General features: G+C 72.4%; 15 protein-coding genes. 12 read left to right on the forward strand and 3 right to left on the reverse strand.

Annotated elements, in window-relative coordinates; all coding sequences use genetic code 11:
* The first annotated feature begins 1 nt into the window (after window position 1).
* A complete protein-coding gene (glmM, locus tag O1W71_RS16090) occupies window positions 2–1,363 on the forward strand; it encodes a phosphoglucosamine mutase (RefSeq protein ID WP_269268819.1) in 1,362 nt (453 codons plus the stop codon).
* Here the strand turns inward: glmM and O1W71_RS16095 are convergent.
* Window positions 1,356–2,555, reverse strand: coding sequence for an NAD(P)/FAD-dependent oxidoreductase (locus O1W71_RS16095; RefSeq protein ID WP_269268820.1), 1,200 nt, complete (start codon window positions 2,553–2,555; stop codon window positions 1,356–1,358). The genes glmM and O1W71_RS16095 overlap by 8 nt on opposite strands.
* A 152-nt stretch (window positions 2,556–2,707) precedes the next feature.
* Between O1W71_RS16095 and O1W71_RS16100 the strand changes: the two genes are divergently transcribed.
* Entirely contained in the window at window positions 2,708–4,438 is a 1,731-nt protein-coding gene (locus O1W71_RS16100) for a hypothetical protein (protein ID WP_269268821.1), read from the forward strand.
* 7 nt (window positions 4,439–4,445) lie between these two features.
* Here O1W71_RS16100 and O1W71_RS16105 read toward each other — a convergent pair whose 3' ends face one another.
* Window positions 4,446–5,390, reverse strand: coding sequence for a Ppx/GppA phosphatase family protein (locus O1W71_RS16105; RefSeq protein WP_269268822.1), 945 nt, complete (start codon window positions 5,388–5,390; stop codon window positions 4,446–4,448).
* Between the two features lie 65 nt (window positions 5,391–5,455).
* Here O1W71_RS16105 and coaA point away from each other — a divergent pair, with 65 nt between their 5' ends.
* The 10 genes from coaA (at window position 5,456) to O1W71_RS16155 (ending at window position 14,317) form a co-directional block, all read left to right on the forward strand.
* The gene (coaA, locus tag O1W71_RS16110) at window positions 5,456–6,412 is read left to right on the forward strand and encodes a type I pantothenate kinase (protein WP_442924639.1); all 957 of its coding nucleotides are present in this window, start codon (window positions 5,456–5,458) and stop codon (window positions 6,410–6,412) included.
* 93 nt (window positions 6,413–6,505) lie between these two features.
* Window positions 6,506–7,720: an esterase/lipase family protein gene (locus O1W71_RS16115; protein WP_269268824.1), complete on the forward strand. Its 1,215-nt coding sequence runs from the start codon at window positions 6,506–6,508 to the stop codon at window positions 7,718–7,720.
* Between the two features lie 37 nt (window positions 7,721–7,757).
* The gene (glmS, locus tag O1W71_RS16120) at window positions 7,758–9,608 is read left to right on the forward strand and encodes a glutamine--fructose-6-phosphate transaminase (isomerizing) (RefSeq protein ID WP_269268825.1); all 1,851 of its coding nucleotides are present in this window, start codon (window positions 7,758–7,760) and stop codon (window positions 9,606–9,608) included.
* A gap of 25 nt (window positions 9,609–9,633) precedes the next feature.
* A complete protein-coding gene (locus tag O1W71_RS16125; protein WP_269268826.1) occupies window positions 9,634–9,990 on the forward strand; it encodes a holo-ACP synthase in 357 nt (118 codons plus the stop codon).
* Complete coding sequence (alr, locus tag O1W71_RS16130; RefSeq protein ID WP_269268827.1) at window positions 9,987–11,123, forward strand: alanine racemase; 1,137 nt, start codon at window positions 9,987–9,989, stop codon at window positions 11,121–11,123. The genes O1W71_RS16125 and alr overlap by 4 nt, the downstream gene beginning before the upstream one ends.
* Window positions 11,120–11,623 carry a tRNA (adenosine(37)-N6)-threonylcarbamoyltransferase complex ATPase subunit type 1 TsaE gene (tsaE, locus tag O1W71_RS16135; protein ID WP_269268828.1) on the forward strand — a complete coding sequence of 168 codons (504 nt, stop codon included), beginning with the start codon at window positions 11,120–11,122 and terminating at the stop codon, window positions 11,621–11,623. Before alr ends, tsaE begins: the two co-directional genes overlap by 4 nt.
* Window positions 11,624–11,659: 36 nt before the next feature.
* Complete coding sequence (gene tsaB, locus O1W71_RS16140; RefSeq protein WP_269268829.1) at window positions 11,660–12,322, forward strand: tRNA (adenosine(37)-N6)-threonylcarbamoyltransferase complex dimerization subunit type 1 TsaB; 663 nt, start codon at window positions 11,660–11,662, stop codon at window positions 12,320–12,322.
* Window positions 12,319–12,786, forward strand: coding sequence for a ribosomal protein S18-alanine N-acetyltransferase (gene rimI, locus O1W71_RS16145; RefSeq protein WP_269268830.1), 468 nt, complete (start codon window positions 12,319–12,321; stop codon window positions 12,784–12,786). The genes tsaB and rimI overlap by 4 nt, the downstream gene beginning before the upstream one ends.
* On the forward strand, window positions 12,783–13,850 hold the full coding sequence (tsaD, locus tag O1W71_RS16150; RefSeq protein ID WP_269268831.1) for a tRNA (adenosine(37)-N6)-threonylcarbamoyltransferase complex transferase subunit TsaD: 1,068 nt from the start codon (window positions 12,783–12,785) through the stop codon (window positions 13,848–13,850). The genes rimI and tsaD overlap by 4 nt, the downstream gene beginning before the upstream one ends.
* A complete protein-coding gene (locus O1W71_RS16155; RefSeq protein WP_269268832.1) occupies window positions 13,847–14,317 on the forward strand; it encodes a hypothetical protein in 471 nt (156 codons plus the stop codon). The genes tsaD and O1W71_RS16155 overlap by 4 nt, the downstream gene beginning before the upstream one ends.
* Here the strand turns inward: O1W71_RS16155 and O1W71_RS16160 are convergent.
* Window positions 14,296–15,531 (reverse strand): class I SAM-dependent methyltransferase, encoded by a 1,236-nt coding sequence (locus O1W71_RS16160; protein ID WP_269268833.1) that lies wholly within the window; start codon window positions 15,529–15,531, stop codon window positions 14,296–14,298. The two genes, O1W71_RS16155 and O1W71_RS16160, sit on opposite strands and share 22 nt — an antisense overlap.
* Window positions 15,532–15,538 lie beyond the last annotated feature (7 nt).

Raw genomic sequence — 15,538 nt, forward strand, 5'->3', positions numbered from 1 at the left:
CGTGGCGCTGTTCGGTACGGACGGTGTTCGGGGGCTGGCCAACGGCCCCCTCACCGCCGAACTCGCACTCACCCTGGCCCAGGCGACTGCCGTCGTCCTGGGCCAGGGCCGTATCGCGGAGGCGCGCAAGGCAGCCGGCAAGAGGCTGACCGCCGTCGTGGCGCGCGACCCGCGCGTCTCGGGGGAGTTCCTCTCCGCCGCGGTCGCCGCCGGGCTGGCGTCCTCGGGAGTCGACGTTCTCGACGCCGGGGTGCTGCCGACGCCCGCTGCGGCGTTCCTCGTGAGCGACATCGACGCCGACTTCGGCGTCATGGTCTCCGCGTCCCACAACCCCGCGCCCGACAACGGCATCAAGATCTTCGCCCGCGGCGGGGTCAAGCTCCCCGACGAGGTCGAGCGCCGTATCGAGGAGGCCCTCACCGGACCCAAGCTCCAGCCCACCGGCGCCGACGTCGGCCGCATCCGTGTTTTCGCCGATGCCGAGGACCGCTACGTCGTCCACCTGCTGGGCTCGCTGCCGCATACCCTCGACGGGCTGCACGTCGTGCTCGACTGCGCGCACGGAGCGGCGTCCGGGGTGTCTCCGCAGACGTTCCGCGACGCGGGTGCGAAGGTCACCGTCATCGGTGCCGACCCGGACGGTCTCAACATCAACGACGGGGTCGGCTCGACCCACCTCGACCGCGTCGCAGCAGAGGTGATCCGGACCGGAGCCGACATCGGCATCGCCCACGACGGCGACGCCGATCGCTGCCTCGCCGTCGATGCCGACGGTCGTGTCATCGACGGCGACCAGATCATGGCGATCCTCGCCGTGGCGATGAAGCAGCGGGGGCGGCTGCCGTTCAGCACCCTCGTCGCGACCGTCATGAGCAACCTCGGTCTGCATCGGGCCATGGCCGAGCACGGTATCACCGTCGAGCAGACCGCGGTCGGCGACCGCTATGTGCTGGAGCGGATGAACCAGGGCCGCTTCGGGCTCGGCGGAGAGCAGAGCGGGCACGTCATCATGAGTCGCTACGCGACGACCGGGGATGGCCTTCTGACCGGGCTCCACCTCGCCGCCGAGATGGCTCGGCAGGGCAAGACCGCAGCCGAGCTCGCGGCCGTCATGACGGTGTATCCCCAGGTCCTCGTGAACGTCCGCGGCGTCGATCGCGATCGCGTCGCCAGCGACACGGGTCTTCAGGATGCCGTCGCCGCAGCGACGGCGCGCCTCGGCGACTCCGGGCGCGTGCTGCTGCGCGCCTCGGGTACCGAGCCGCTCGTGCGGGTGATGGTCGAGGCGACCACCGAGGCCGAGGCCCGCGCGATCGCCGACGAGCTCGCGGCCGTCGTGGCCGACCGTCTCGCGCTCAGCTGATCCGTCCTCGCAGCTCCGCCTCATCGGTGGGCGCGTCGGCGAGGACGAGGCGCGCGGCATCCGTGGCGTCGGCGACGTTCCACAGCAGCACGCCGACCGGCGCGCCCGTCTCGTCGCGGTAGTACACCACTGTCCGTGGTCCGGACTCGTCGTCGCCGACGTCCACGACGAGGGTGTCGAGATCGGGGTCGAGGGTGCCGACCGCCTCCCACCGGACGCCGAACACCTGCGAGTAGAAGTACGGGGTGTGGCGGTAGGCCTCGCCGCCGCCCGCCATCGATCGCCCGGCCGCCCGGCCCATCTCCTGGGCGTTGTCCACGTGCTCGACGCGGGTGCGACCGAGCAGCCGGTCAGGGTACGAGGCGATGTCGCCGGCCGCCCAGATCGCGTCGTCGGTCGTGGCGAGGAACGCGTCGACCACGACCCCGTCATCGACGGCGAGCCCGGACTGCTCGGCGAGGTCGGTCACCGGCGAGACGCCGAGGCCGAGCACGACCGCGTCGCCGCGCAGCCGCGATCCGTCGTCGAGCACGACCTCGAGGCCGTCGGCCGACGCGTCCGTCACCACCTCCTCGACCCGGCGGCCGGGCACCAGGCGCACACCAGCGTCTCGGAACAGCCGCTGGTACCGCTCGGCGAGCGGAGGCGGGAACGTGCCGTCGCCGAGTGTGGTGCTCGGGAAGACCAGATCGACCCCCACGCCGTTCTGCACGAGGGCGGCGGCGAGCTCTGCGCCGATGTAGCCCCCGCCGACCACGACGATCCGCTCGCCCTCGGCGGCGAGCTCGCGCAGCCGCCGGTAGTCGTCGGCGGAGCGGAAGAAGAGCACTCGGTCGCTGTCGGGCGCATCGACCTCGTGCGGGCGTGAACCGGTCGCGAGGAGCAGCCGACGGTAGCCGATGCGCTCGCCGGATTCGTCCTCGACCGTGCGCCCGTCTCGGTCGATCGCGGTCACGGTGGTCCGCAGCCGGATCTCGGCGCCCGTGTCGTCGGCCGTGCCGAGCGGCACCTGATCCCAGGTGAAATCCGGGTCGGTCCACAGCTTCTTGGTGAGCGCCGGGCGCGTGTACGGTTCGTCGACATCGGCGCTGAGGACACCGATCGTGCCGCTCTCGTCGAGCTCGCGGATGCCGCGGGCGGCCGCGTCGGCGACCATTCCGCCGCCGACGATGAGGTAGTCGTAGCTCTGCATCCGGCCACGCTAGGGGCGGGCGCCACCCGATCCCAGCGCGTGCCGCCGACTCCAGCCGAGCGTATGATGCGCGCGTTAACGGCGACGTCGCTCGGATTCGCTAGGATTTCGGCCGGTGCGGCAGCGGCCCGCCGAAGTCGAGGGGGGTGGATGTGAGCTGGGGGCGAACATCGCGACATCGAGCGCGGGTTCGGCCGGGCGTCGCGATCTGGTGGGATGCCGTGTCGAGCGGGCGCTTCTTCACGCCGTGGAGCGTTCTCGTCGCCGTTCCCGTCTCGGCCATCGTCCTCGCCCCGTACGCGAGCGTCGACACGCCCTCGGAGCTGCTGTCGGCACAGTTCTCCGGTCTGCTGGTCGCGGTGATCCTGAGTCTGGCCCTGCTGCCGGTCGTGCTCGCGGAACGACGGATCCCGTCACCGGCGGCACGCGGGGTGCTCGTGCTGACGGCTCTCGTGGCCGCGGCCGTCTCGCGGCCCTTTCTCAACGAAGCCCTGGCCGTCGGCGTGCTCGGACTCGGAACGGACCCCGCCTGGACCGAGCGCATCGTGACCAACGTCGTCGCCTGGGTCAGCGTGCTGTCACTCGTGGCCGTCACCGAGCAGCTCTACGTCAGCTCGCGCGACGCGCGGACGCGCCTCGCCGATGCGTTGCGCACGGTGACCGATGAGCAACGCCGCGCCGGTCGCTACGAGCGGGAGACCCGCGATTTCCTCACGTCCGAGATCAGCGCTCTGCGCACCGCGCTGGCGGCTCTCGTGGCTTCGCCGCTCGACTTCGAGCGGGTGCGGGGGTTTTCGGACGACGTCCGCTCGGTGAGCCACCGGGCCCGCGACCGTGCGGGACTCCCGCTGACCGACATCCTTCCCGACGGCGCGGCTGCGTCGGTGGTCGACGCGGCCCGCACCGCTGTCGAGCGACTGCGTCCGCCGGCCCCCGGCCTCGTGGGCGCGATCTTCGCCGCGGGCAGCGCTCCGTTCGCGCTCCGCACGCAAGGCCCCGTCTTCGCGGCGGTCCTCATCGTCGCCGTCTTCGCCCTGTGTCTGGGGGTCGACCTGCTCACCCGCCGGGTCGCCCGGCGCTCCTCCGCGCGTCGACGCGGCCAGCGCATGGTCGTTCTCTGGCTCGGTGCCGGGATCGTGATGGCCGGGGCAGCGGCGGTGATCGTGGGGGAGCCCAGCTTCATCCCCGTCATCCCGGCGATCGCACTGCCCGGGATCGCGATCGTCGCGGCGCTGTGTGCCGAGGCGATCCATCGGGGCCGGGTCGAGACCCGGCGGCTGGGTCGTGCGCTGCAGGCGCTCGTCCGCTCCGCCGCGGACCAGACCTCCAGCACGCGGCAGAACCTGGAGCATGCCTCCGATGTGCTTCACAGCCGGATCCAGGCCACGTGCGTGATCCTCGCGGCCCGCGTGGACGACGAGATCGCGACGGACGACGACATCCGCGACTTCGAGCTCGCGATCGGCGCGGGGCTGACCGACGCCCTCGCTGACGGTCGGCCGGGGGCGGCGCGAGCGGCGGACCTCGCGGAGACCGTGGCGATCTGGCGGCCCGTGCTGACGGTGTCCTCCGCGGTGGATCCTGCCGCGACCACCGCCATGTCGGACGCCATCGTGACCACGCGCGTCGTCGCGATCGTGGCTGAGGGGCTCGTGAACGCGGTCAAGCACGCGGCGGCACGCTCGGCCGAGATCGAGGTGCGCGGCGCCCCCGACGGGGCATCCCTGTCCGTCCGCGTTCGCACCCCCGGGCGGTTGCGCAGCGACGCCGGCGCCGCGGCGGGCCTCGGCATCGCCGGCCTCGGACCGTCCGCGCGGGTGTTCCAGAACGGCCGCGACGTCGTGCTCGAAGCGTCCGTGCCGGTCGGCGCGGAGGTCGCGTGATCGGCGGTCAGGGGCGCGGCGCGCTCCATGACAGCGACTCGATGTAGCGGAGAAGCACTCCCTCGCGCAGCGCCCAGGGCGAGACCTCGAGCTCGTCGACGTCGAACGCGCGCATCGCCTCGTGGAGGACCACGGCGCCCGCGACGATCTGGAAGGTGCGGTCGGCGGTGATCCCCGGGAGCTCCTGCCGGGCGGATGCCGGGATGCGGGCGAGCCGCGGGATCCACGAGTTCAGCGCCGAGCGGGGCAGGGTCATCCGCTCGATCCCCGACCAGCCCGGCACCGGGTCGCCCGCGAGCTTCGCCAGCGAACGGATGGTCTTGGAGGAGCCGACGACGTGGTCGGGTCGAGGGCTGTCCGCCATCGACGCGACGATCGGCTTCAGGGTCGCGCGCGCGTGCTCCCGCAGGACGTCGACGGCATCCTCGCCCGGCGGGTCGGCGGGCAGGAACTGCACCGTCATCCGGCCTGCGCCGAGCGGCACCGAGGCGGCCGTGTCGGGCAGCTCGTCACTGCCGGCCGCGATCTCGAGAGAACCGCCGCCGATGTCGAACAGCAGGATCTCGCCCGCGGACCAGCCGAACCAGCGGCGCACCGCCAGGAAGGTGAAGCGCGCCTCCGACTCGCCGCCGAGCACCTGCAGGTCCTGCCCCAGGGCTTCCTCGATCGCGGCGATGACCTGCGGTCCGTTCGCGGCGTCGCGCACGGCGCTCGTGGCGGTGGCGAGGAGCTCGGCGACGTTCTCCGTGCGCGACACCGCGACCGCCTCGGTCACGGCGGCTACGAGGGCGCGGACGCCGTCGTCGCTGATCGAGCCGTCGGGCTCGAGATAGCGCATCAGTCGCAGCACCGTCCGCTTGCTCGTCCGGGCGAGGGGGCGCCCTCCGGGGCGGACATCGGCGACGAGCAGGTGGACGGTGTTCGAACCGATGTCGAGGACTCCCAGACGCACAGGTTCACAGTAGTGGCAGGCCGCCAGCGCCGCCGGGGCTCCGGCCGGGGGTTACGATGAGCGCGATGTCCCCTGAAGATGTGCAGGCGCTGGCGCCGCTCGCTCCCGCCCTGTACCGCGAGATCGACCGCTCCGACTGGTCCCGGCTCGCGGCGGGTGTGACCCAGCCGCTGACCGAGACCGAGATCGTCCAGCTCCGCGGACTCGGGGACCGGATGGACCTCGGTGAAGTGTCGCAGGTCTTCCTCCCGCTCAGTCGGCTGCTCTCGCTGTACGCCAGCGCGACCCGGCGCCTCGGGGCCGACACCGACGCGTTCCTCGGCGAGCAGGACAGCACGACGCCCTTCGTCGTCGGCGTGGCCGGATCGGTCGCCGTCGGGAAGTCGACCGTCGCGCGTCTGCTTCGCGAGCTGATGAGCCGCTGGCCCGGGACGCCCCGGGTGGAGCTCGTCACGACCGACGGCTTCCTGTATCCCAACGCCGAGCTCGAGCGTCGCGGGCTGATGGCTCGGAAGGGCTTCCCCGAGAGCTACGATCGCCGCGCGCTGATCGAGTTCCTCACGGAGGTGAAGTCCGGCGCCCCCGAGGTGCACGCCCCGTTCTACTCGCATATGCGTTACGACATCGTCCCGGACGCGCAGATCACCGTCCGCCGCCCCGACGTCGTGATCGTCGAGGGGCTGAACGTCCTGGCACCGCCGCCCGCGCCGCACGAGGTCGCCGTCAGCGACATGTTCGACTTCTCGATCTACGTCGATGCGGATGCCGAGCACATCAGTCAGTGGTACGTCGAGCGCTTCATGGCGCTCAAGGCGGGCGCATTCAACAACCCCTCGTCGTACTTCAATACCTTCGCCGACCTGGACGACGACGAAGCGGTGGCGATGGCGCGCGGCTTCTGGAACGACATCAACCTCCCGAACCTCGTCGAGAACGTCCTGCCGACGAAGCACCGGGCGACACTGATCCTGCACAAGGGCGCTTCGCACGCCGTCGAGCGCGTGCTCCTGCGGAAGGTCTGACTGCCTCGACCCGGCGTTCTGTCAGCGAGTGCTCGCTAAGCTCCGGTGTCTTCTGTTACGCACCCGTCACCGCAACCTGCTAGGTATGGACCCATGGAACTGGGGCGGCGTTCGCGCGCGCTCGTGCGCGGTGCGTTACGCGCGCGCTCGCGGCTGCGTCGGCGCCGGTCCCGGTGGCGGTCCCTCGTCGCGCTGAGCACGGTCGTCGTGCTCGCGGCGACTGCGACCCTCGCTCCCGCGGCGGCGTCGTCCGCGTTCGCGCCTGCGGCAGTGGCCGGCCCGGCCGTGGCGCTCGGCGACCGTGTCGTGCGGCTGAGCGAGCAGGCGGAACCGGACTCGCGGGCGGTGCTGCTCGTCCACGGGTGGCTGAGCACCGTCCTCCCCGACGCCGACGGCCAGCGCTCCTACGCCCGGTCGCCGTTCGCTCGTCCGGTGCAGTGGCGCGACGGTTCCGGTGCGCCGGCGGCACGGGGGATGACGGCGTCGCTGCAGCAGCGGCTCGAAGCGCGGCCGGGGGTCGCCGTGTACGCGTTCGACTACTCCGCGAACTCCGCCGGGTGGGTCGGCTCGACCGGTTCGGCCGACAATCTCGCCGCCGCGATCCGTTCGATAGCCGACACCGTCCACGGCCCCGTCGACGTCGTGACCCATTCGATGGGCGGGCTGGCCCTGCGGTACGCCCTGCGCGACGCCCCGGACATCGCCGCGCTCATCGGCGAGGTCGTCACGGTCGCCGCTCCCACGCAAGGCTCGGACATCGCCAATTTCGCGGTCGACATCGCCGGGGCGATCCGCGCCACGATGTCGACGGTGCCGGTGCTGCAGAACCTCGTGCTGCCCTGGATCGGCGCGGTCTGCAACAAGCAGCTCGCGGAAGACGCGCGCGGCGGCTGCGATCTGCCACCCGTCATCCGGACGGGTATCGCCGCCCTCGGCCCGGCAGGTACGTCCCTGCGCGCCGGGTCGGCGGAGCTCGCCGATCTGCCCGACTGGCCGGCGGGTCTGCACGTGCACGCGATCGCGGCGTCCGCCGTCGTCGCGATGCCGCTCCCGTCGGGGAAGACCGGGGAGGCCCGCCTCGGCGACGGTCTGGTCGCCGAGACGTCCGCCCTCGCGGGAGCGGCGGACACGACGGTGGTCACATGCCGCACGGACCTCCCGCCCGGCGTGGGCGGAGTCGGGATGATCCTGTCGGGCCAGGTCGCCGCACCGCCGTTCGGCGGCGCGTGCGGGCACGACGCGGTCTTCTCCAATCTCGAGGTGGTCGACGCCGTGCTGGCAGCGTTGCGCGGGCCCGCGTCCGGCTGAGATCGAGCGCCGGGGCTCCCGATCTAGGATGGAGCCCATGTGCGGCATCATCGGCTACGTGGGTCCTCGTCCCTCGCAGGACATCCTCATCTCGGGTCTGGCCCGCCTCGAGTACCGCGGCTACGACTCCGCCGGCATCGCCGTCATCGACGGCGAGGGCGGCCTGGGAACACGCAAGCGCGCGGGCAAGCTGCAGGTGCTGCGCGACGACCTGGCCGCGCACCCGCTGGCCGACGGCACGACGGGAATCGGCCACACCCGGTGGGCCACGCACGGCGGCCCGACCGACGCGAACGCGCACCCGCACCTCGCCGACGACGACAGGCTCGCGGTCATCCACAACGGCATCATCGAGAACTTCTCCGAGCTGAAGTCCGAGCTCGTCGCCGAGGGCCACACGTTCCGCAGCGAGACCGACACCGAGGTCGCCGCTGTGCTGCTGGGCCGCGAGTACCGGGCATCCGGCGATCTGGTCGAGGCGTTCCGCGCGACGGTGTCGCGCCTGGAGGGGGCATTCACGCTCCTTGCCCTGCACCGCGACCAGCCCGGTCTCGTCGTGGGCGCCCGCCGCAACTCGCCGCTGGTGATCGGCCTCGGCGACGGCGAGAACTTCCTCGGCTCCGACGTCGCCGCCTTCGTCGAGCACACGCGCCACGCGCTCGCGATCGGCCAGGACGAGATCGTCGCGATCACCCCGCAGGAGGTCACGGTCACCGACTTCTCCGGTGCCGCCGTCGACGTCGAGCCGTTCGAGGTCGTATGGGATGCCGCTGCTGCGGACAAGGGCGGCTGGTCGTCGTTCATGGCCAAGGAGGTCTCGGAGGAGCCCGAGGCCGTCGCCAACACCATCCGCGGGCGCGTGCACGACGGTCTCGTGCAGATCCCCGAACTCGACGGCCTCGACGAGCTGTTCACGGACATCGACCGCGTCATCGTCATCGCGTGCGGCACCGCCGCGTACGCCGGCATGGTCGGCAAGTACGCTCTCGAGCAGTGGGCTCGCGTTCCCGTCGACGTCGAGCTCGCCCACGAGTTCCGCTACCGCGATCCCGTCATCGGTCCGCGGACACTCGTCGTCTCCATCAGCCAGTCCGGCGAGACGATGGACACGCTCATGGCCGTCAAGTACGCCCGTGAAGCCGGCGCGAAGACGCTGTCGATCTGCAACACCCAGGGCGCGACGATCCCGCGCGAGTCCGATGCCATCGTCTACACCCACGCCGGCCCCGAGGTCGCCGTCGCGTCCACGAAGGCGTTCGTCGCGCAGATCACCGCGCTCTACCTGCTGGCCCTGCACGTCGGCCGCGTGCGCGGTGCCCTGTCCGACGAGGCGATCGCCCGGCAGGTCGCCCAGCTCGAGGCCGTGCCGGAGAAGATCGCCCGGGTCCTGGCAGGTGAGCAGGAGCACATCGAGCAGTTCGCCCACTGGATGGCCGACACCCGCTCGGTGATCTTCCTCGGCCGTCACGTCGGCTACCCGATCGCGCTCGAGGGCGCGCTCAAGCTCAAGGAGATCTCCTACATCCACGCCGAGGGCTTCGCCGCCGGAGAGCTCAAGCACGGCCCGATCGCGCTCATCGAGCCCGGTCAGCCGGTGTTCGTCATGGTGCCCTCGCCGACGAGCTCGCCCCTGCTGCACGCGAAGGTCGTGTCCAACATCCAGGAGATCCGCGCCCGCGGCGCGCGCATCATCGCGGTCGCCGAAGAGGGGGATGCCGCCGTCCTCCCGTTCGCCGACGAGGTGCTGCGCATCCCGCTCGCCGAGCCGCTGTTCGAGCCGCTCCTCGCGGTGGTTCCGCTGCACATCTTCGCCATGGGCCTGGCCACCGCCAAGGGCCTCGACGTCGACCAGCCGCGCAACCTCGCCAAGTCGGTCACCGTCGAGTGAGTCCGTCGGGCTGGAAGGGGGTGCTGTGATCGTCGGCATCGGCGTCGACCTGGTCGACGTCCCGCGCTTCGAGCGTTCGCTCGAACGCACCCCTCGCCTGCTCGACAGGCTCTTCTCGCCCGCCGAGCGCGCCCTCAAGCCCCGGTCTCTCGCTGCCCGGTACGCCGCGAAGGAGGCGCTCATCAAGGCCCTCGGCGGCTCGGAGGGCGTGCACTGGGTCGACATCGAGGTGGCGTCGGAGTCTTCGGGGCGCCCGGTCTTCTCCCTCACCGGTGAGACGGCCGCCACGGTGGCCGCACGGGGCGTGACGGCGGTGCACCTGTCGCTCTCGCACGATGCGAACCTCGCCACCGCCTACGTGATCGCCGAGGCCGCATCGTGACCGTACGCCCGCTGCGCGAAGCCCTCATCGACGTCGAGGCGATCGAGCACAACGTCCGTCATCTGCGGCGTCTCGTCCAGACCGAGATCATCGCCGTCGTGAAAGCCGACGGTTACGGGCACGGCGCCGTGCGTGCGGCGACGGCGGCCCTGTCGGGTGGCGCGACGCGACTCGGCGTGGCGGACATCGCCGAGGCCGTCGCCCTGCGCCGAGCGGGAATCACCGCCCCCATCGTCGCGTGGCTGCACGCGCCCGGCGCGGATTTCCGCGAGGCGGCCGAGCACGGCGTCGAGCTCGGGATCTCGAGCTTCGCGCAGCTGCAGGCCGCCGCGGCGGCAGCATCCGTCGGGCGCTCCGTCGGTGTGCACCTCAAGGTGGAGACAGGGCTCGGGCGCAACGGCGTCGAGCCGCGCGAGTGGCAGCGCGTCTGCGCGGAGGCGGCGAGACTCGAGCGCATCGGCCAGCTGCGCGTCATCGGCGTCTTCAGTCACCTCTCCAACACGAGCATCGAGGACGACCGCGCCGCGCTCGCCCGATTCCACGACGCTCTCGCTGAGGCGAGCGCGTCGGGGGTGCATCCGCCGCTGCGCCACATCGCCGCGTCGAACGCGGCGATCGCGCTGCCCGAGACGCGGCTGAACTGCGTCCGCCTGGGGCTCGCGATCTACGGACTCTCTCCGCTTCCGGGTCGCTCCTCGGCAGACCTCGGGCTGCGGCCGGCGATGACCCTGCGCACCTCGGTCGCCGCGGTGCGACGCGTGCCGGCCGGCCAAGGCGTGTCGTACGGCTACACGCACCGCACCGCGTCCGAGACGACGCTCGCCCTGGTCCCGCTCGGCTATGCCGACGGCGTGCCCCGGCAGGCCTCCGGCCGCGGGCCGGTGGTCATCGGCGGCCGGCGGTTCACGGTCTCGGGCCGGATCGCGATGGACCAGTTCGTCGTCGACGTCGGTGACGCCGACGTCTCGATCGGCGACGAGGTCGTGCTCTTCGGCGACCCCACGCTGGGTTTTCCCGCCGCCGCCGACTGGGGTGATGCCGCGGACACGATCGATTACGAGATCGTCACCCGTATCGGCCCGCGGGTGCACCGCACGGCGGTATCGTCCGAGATGACGGGAGGCCGGCGATGAGCGGAATGGACGACTACCTCGGCGAACGCGAGGTGACCTCGGCCGACGAGATGGAGGCCTGGGGGAGGGAGATCGGATCGCGGCTCCGCGCCGGCGATCTCGTCGTCCTCACCGGGCCTCTCGGCGCCGGCAAGACGACGCTGACCCGGGGGATCGGCGCCGGCCTCGGCGTCCGCGGACCGATCCAGAGTCCGACCTTCGTCATCGCACGCACCCACCCCTCGCTCGTCGATGGTCCGCCGCTGATCCACGTCGACGCCTACCGCCTGGGGTCCCCGGCGGAGCTGTCGGACCTCGATCTCGACCTGGACGCCAGCGTCACGATCGTCGAGTGGGGACACGGCATGGTCGACGGTCTTCGCGACAGCTGGTGGGAGATCGAGCTCGAGCGGGGCTGGAGCGGCACCGGGCTCGACAACGCCTGCGGCACGAGCGGCCCGGCGGCAGCGGAGATGGCCGACGCGGCCCCGCGCCTCGTGACGGTCACGCGGCGCCCCTGAGCGCGAGGCCGCACGGCCCGGGCTACCCTGGGTGACGTGATTCTGGGCATCGACACCTCGATCGGCACGGCCGTCGCGATCGTCGACTCCGCGGGCCGTGTCCGCGCCGAGGTCGTCAGCCGCGACCCCCGCGGTCACGCCGAGGTCATCGGCGATCTGCTCGTGCGCGTCTTCCACGAAGCGGGGGTCGACCCCGTCGAGATCACGGCCGTCGCCGCGGGCATGGGGCCGGGCCCGTTCACGGGACTGCGGGTCGGGATCGCGGCGGCACGGGCGTTCGCCCTCGGGCGCGGCGTCCCCCTGATCGCGGTCGCGAGCCACGATGCGGCGGCGCGCGCACACGTCGATCCCGCGTACGCCACCGCCGGCGCGGCTCCCGTCGAGGGCGAGCCGGTCGCGATCGTGACCGATGCCCGCCGTCGCGAGGTCGCCGTCTCGATCTATCGCGTCGAACGGGGGATGCCGGTGCGCCTCACCGACGCGCATCTCGTGCCGCGCGCGTCGACCGAGCCCCTCGCCCTGTTCGGAGCTCCCGCCTCGGAGCTGCCGGAGACGACATCCATCAGTGCCGCAGCCCTCGCCCAGATCGCGGCCGAACGGCTGTCGGCGGGCGCCGCCGACGCGTCGGCCGCCGAGCCCCTGTACCTCCGCGCCCCGGACGTGACGGTGCCGGCCGGACCGAAGAAGGTGGGCACGTGAGCCTGCGGACCGCGACCGGTGACGACCTCGACGCGATCATGGCGCTCGAGCAGGCGTCGTTCCCCACCGATGCGTGGAGCCGCACCGCCATGTCCGCAGAGCTCGCCTCGCCGCACGGGCGCTACCTCGTCGACGTCGAGGACGATCGCGTCGTCGGTTACGGCGGTGTCCGGTCGGTGCGGGGCGCGGATGACGCCGACATCCAGACCATCGCCCTCGAACCGTCCCGGCGCGGCACCGGTCGCGGCCGAACCCTGCTGCGGGCGCTCGTCGCCGAAGCTCGCGACCGCGGCGCTCGCGAGCTCTTCCTCGAGGTGCGCGCTGACAACCCCGTCGCCCAGGCCCTCTACGTCTCGGAGGGGTTCGTCGAGATCGCCCGCCGTCCGCGGTACTACCAGCCCGACGACGTCGACGCGATCATCATGCAGCTGAACCTCCGCGGTGAGGGAGGGACCGACCGATGACCACCGACCTGACCCGCTCCGAACCCCTCGTGCTGGGGATCGAGACCAGCTGCGACGAGACCGGCATCGGCATCGTCCGCGGGCGCACGCTGCTGTCGAACACGATCGCGAGCTCGATGGCCGAGCATGCCCGTTACGGCGGCGTCGTGCCCGAGGTCGCCGCGCGCGCCCACCTCGAGGCGCTCCAGCCGGCGATCGAGGCCGCCGTGGCCGAAGCGGGCGTCTCGCTGCAGGAGCTCGACGCGGTCGCCGTCACGAGCGGCCCAGGGCTGGCCGGCGCGCTCATGGTCGGCGTCGGGGCTGCGAAGGCCCTCGCCGTGTCGCTCGGGAAGCCGCTCTACGCGGTCAACCATCTGGTCGGTCACATCGCGGCCGACATCCTGACCGGTGACGACGTCGAGTACCCGACCGTCGCCCTCCTGGTCAGCGGCGGACACACCTCGCTCCTCCTCGTCCGCGATCTGGTCTCCGACGTCGAGATGCTCGGCGAGACGATGGATGACGCCGCCGGCGAGGCCTTCGACAAGATCGCCCGCATCCTCGGTCTGCCCTACCCCGGAGGCCCCGAGATCGACCGCGCCGCAGCCAGCGGCGACCCCGACGCCATCCGATTCCCGCGCGGACTCTCCCGAGCGTCCGACCTGGCCGCGCACCGGTACGACTTCTCCTTCTCCGGGCTGAAGACCGCCGTGGCGCGCTGGATCGAGCAGCGCGAGGCGGCGGGCGAGACCGTGCCCGTCGCCGACGTCGCGGCATCCTTCCGCGAAGCAGTCGTCGACGTCCTCGTGACCAAGGCGCTCGACGCGTGCGCGCAGCACGGCGTGCCACGGCTGCTCCTCGGCGGCGGCGTGATCGCCAATCGCCGGCTGCGCGAGGTCGCGCTCGAACGAGCCGCCGCCGCGGGCGTCGCGGTGCGCATCCCGCCGCTGAGCCTGTGCACCGACAACGGGGCGATGATCGCTGCGCTCGCCGCCGAGCTCATCTCCTCGGGCGCCGAGCCGTCGACCCTCTCGTTCGGCGCCGACTCGACGCTTCCGGTCACCGAGATTCAGGTACGCGGGTGAGCGACGACCGTCGGCGCAGTCGGCGCCCCGCCGTGGCAGCGCCGACGGATGACGTCGCGTCGGCTCCCGAGGCCGCGAGGCTTCCGGGCGAGCACCGCGGCGGGTTCCAGCGCGAGTTCACGCAGCCGACACCGCTGCTGAGCAGCCCCGAGGTCGGCCCGCGCGCCGAGCCCGCTGAGCCCGCTGTGTCGCAGCCGCGCGTCGAGTGGGCCCCGGCGCCCGAGATCCTGCCGCGGTCGGGGGCGTGGGCGCTGGCCCTGGCGATCGTGGCCCTCGTGCTGTCGCTGTTCGTCGGGTGGGCGTTCCCGCTGGGTATCGCAGCGGTCGTGATGGCGGTGCTGGCGCTGCGCCGACCGTGGGAGCGTCGCGGGGTCGCGGTGTGGGCGCTCGGCCTCGCCGCGTTGTCGATCCTCTACAGCGCGGGCTGGCTCGTCTGGGCGGCGGCTCAGGCCGGGCTGCTGGACTGAGCCCCGTCGCCGGGGCGGCCCTCACCGTCCTCGACGCGGTCGGCGAGGACGGCCACCCGGCGGTCTCCGACGCGCGTGAGGAAGAGGGACGCCGACGCGCTCCCCGACAGGCTCAGCTTCTTGCGGAACTGCGCGGGATCGATGTCGACCCCGCGTTTCTTGATCTCCAGGATGCCAATCCCTGCGCGCTTGAGCGCGGCGTCGATCTCGCGGGTCTTCAGCGGCAGGACCTCGCGCACCCGGAACGTCGTCGCGAACGCGCTGGTACGCCCCGTGTCAGAGGTCATGTACGCCGTGCCGCCGGCGAGCATCCCCGCGTCGAGGGAGCGGGCCACGTCGCCGATCAGCCGAGCGCGGATGACGGCGCCGTCTGGCTCGTGCAGGTAGGCGCCCATATCGCGCGGATCGACGTCCGGAGCATCATCGGCGGCGGTGAGCTCGGCGGCACGATCGCCGCGGATCACGAGGGCGGACCGCCGGACGCCCGGGCGAGCAAGAGCGCCCGACCAGAGGACGAGCTCGATCGTCGAGCCGTCCGCGCTGATCCACTGCGCCTCGCCGTCGGTGGGAAGGTCGTCGCGGTCGAACGCAGGGCCGAGCTTGATGCCCGTCGGCATCCGACCTGCGAGGTCGAAGGCCCACTCGAGCGACGGCGTGTAGTCGGATGCCGCGATGCGCCGCGTCTCGCTGTGGCCCGAGGTGCGGCGAGCGGGGTCGAGCCAGACGGCATCGACGCCGTCGAGATCGGTCTCCTCCGCCCGCCCGTGGCGGACGCGCGCGGCTGCACCGAACGGGGCGAGGTTGTAGGCGGCCAGGGCAGCGGTGATCTCGTCGGCGTCGACGGCCAGGACCTCGAGCCCGATGCCGGCGAAGCCGAGCGCATCGCCGCCGATGCCGCAGCCGAGGTCGGCGACGCGGGCGATGCCGGCATCGCGGAACCTGCCGGCGTGGCGGGCGGCGACAGCGAGACGCGTAGCCTGCTCGAGGCCGGCCCGGGTGAACAGCATCCGATCGGCGAACGGACCGAACTTCGCCCGCGCGCGCTCGCGCAGCCGGGCTTGCCCGACGACGGCCGACACGAGGTCGGGGGAGAGGCCCTCGCGTCGCAGCCGCGACACGGCCGACGCGGCATCCGCCGTCGACGAGATCCGGAGGGCGTCGACCAGACGGAGTCCCTCGGGGGTCAGCAACGCGGAGAGCTCGGCGTGATCCACCACGACA

The organism is Microbacterium sp. H37-C3 (assembly GCF_027157935.1).
In the GTDB taxonomy this organism is placed as follows: domain Bacteria; phylum Actinomycetota; class Actinomycetes; order Actinomycetales; family Microbacteriaceae; genus Microbacterium; species Microbacterium plantarum.

Bases quoted from the DNA above. Each gene is read 5' to 3' on its own strand.
- O1W71_RS16115 (WP_269268824.1), top strand. From the start codon at position 6,506: ATGGAACTGGGGCGGCGTTCGCGCGCGCTCGTGCGCGGTGCGTTACGC.
- tsaE (WP_269268828.1), top strand. From the start codon at position 11,120: ATGAGCGGAATGGACGACTACCTCGGCGAACGCGAGGTGACCTCGGCC.
- tsaD (WP_269268831.1), top strand. From the start codon at position 12,783: ATGACCACCGACCTGACCCGCTCCGAACCCCTCGTGCTGGGGATCGAG.
- coaA (WP_442924639.1), top strand. From the start codon at position 5,456: ATGTCCCCTGAAGATGTGCAGGCGCTGGCGCCGCTCGCTCCCGCCCTG.
- O1W71_RS16095 (WP_269268820.1), bottom strand. From the start codon at position 2,555: ATGCAGAGCTACGACTACCTCATCGTCGGCGGCGGAATGGTCGCCGAC.
- glmS (WP_269268825.1), top strand. From the start codon at position 7,758: ATGTGCGGCATCATCGGCTACGTGGGTCCTCGTCCCTCGCAGGACATC.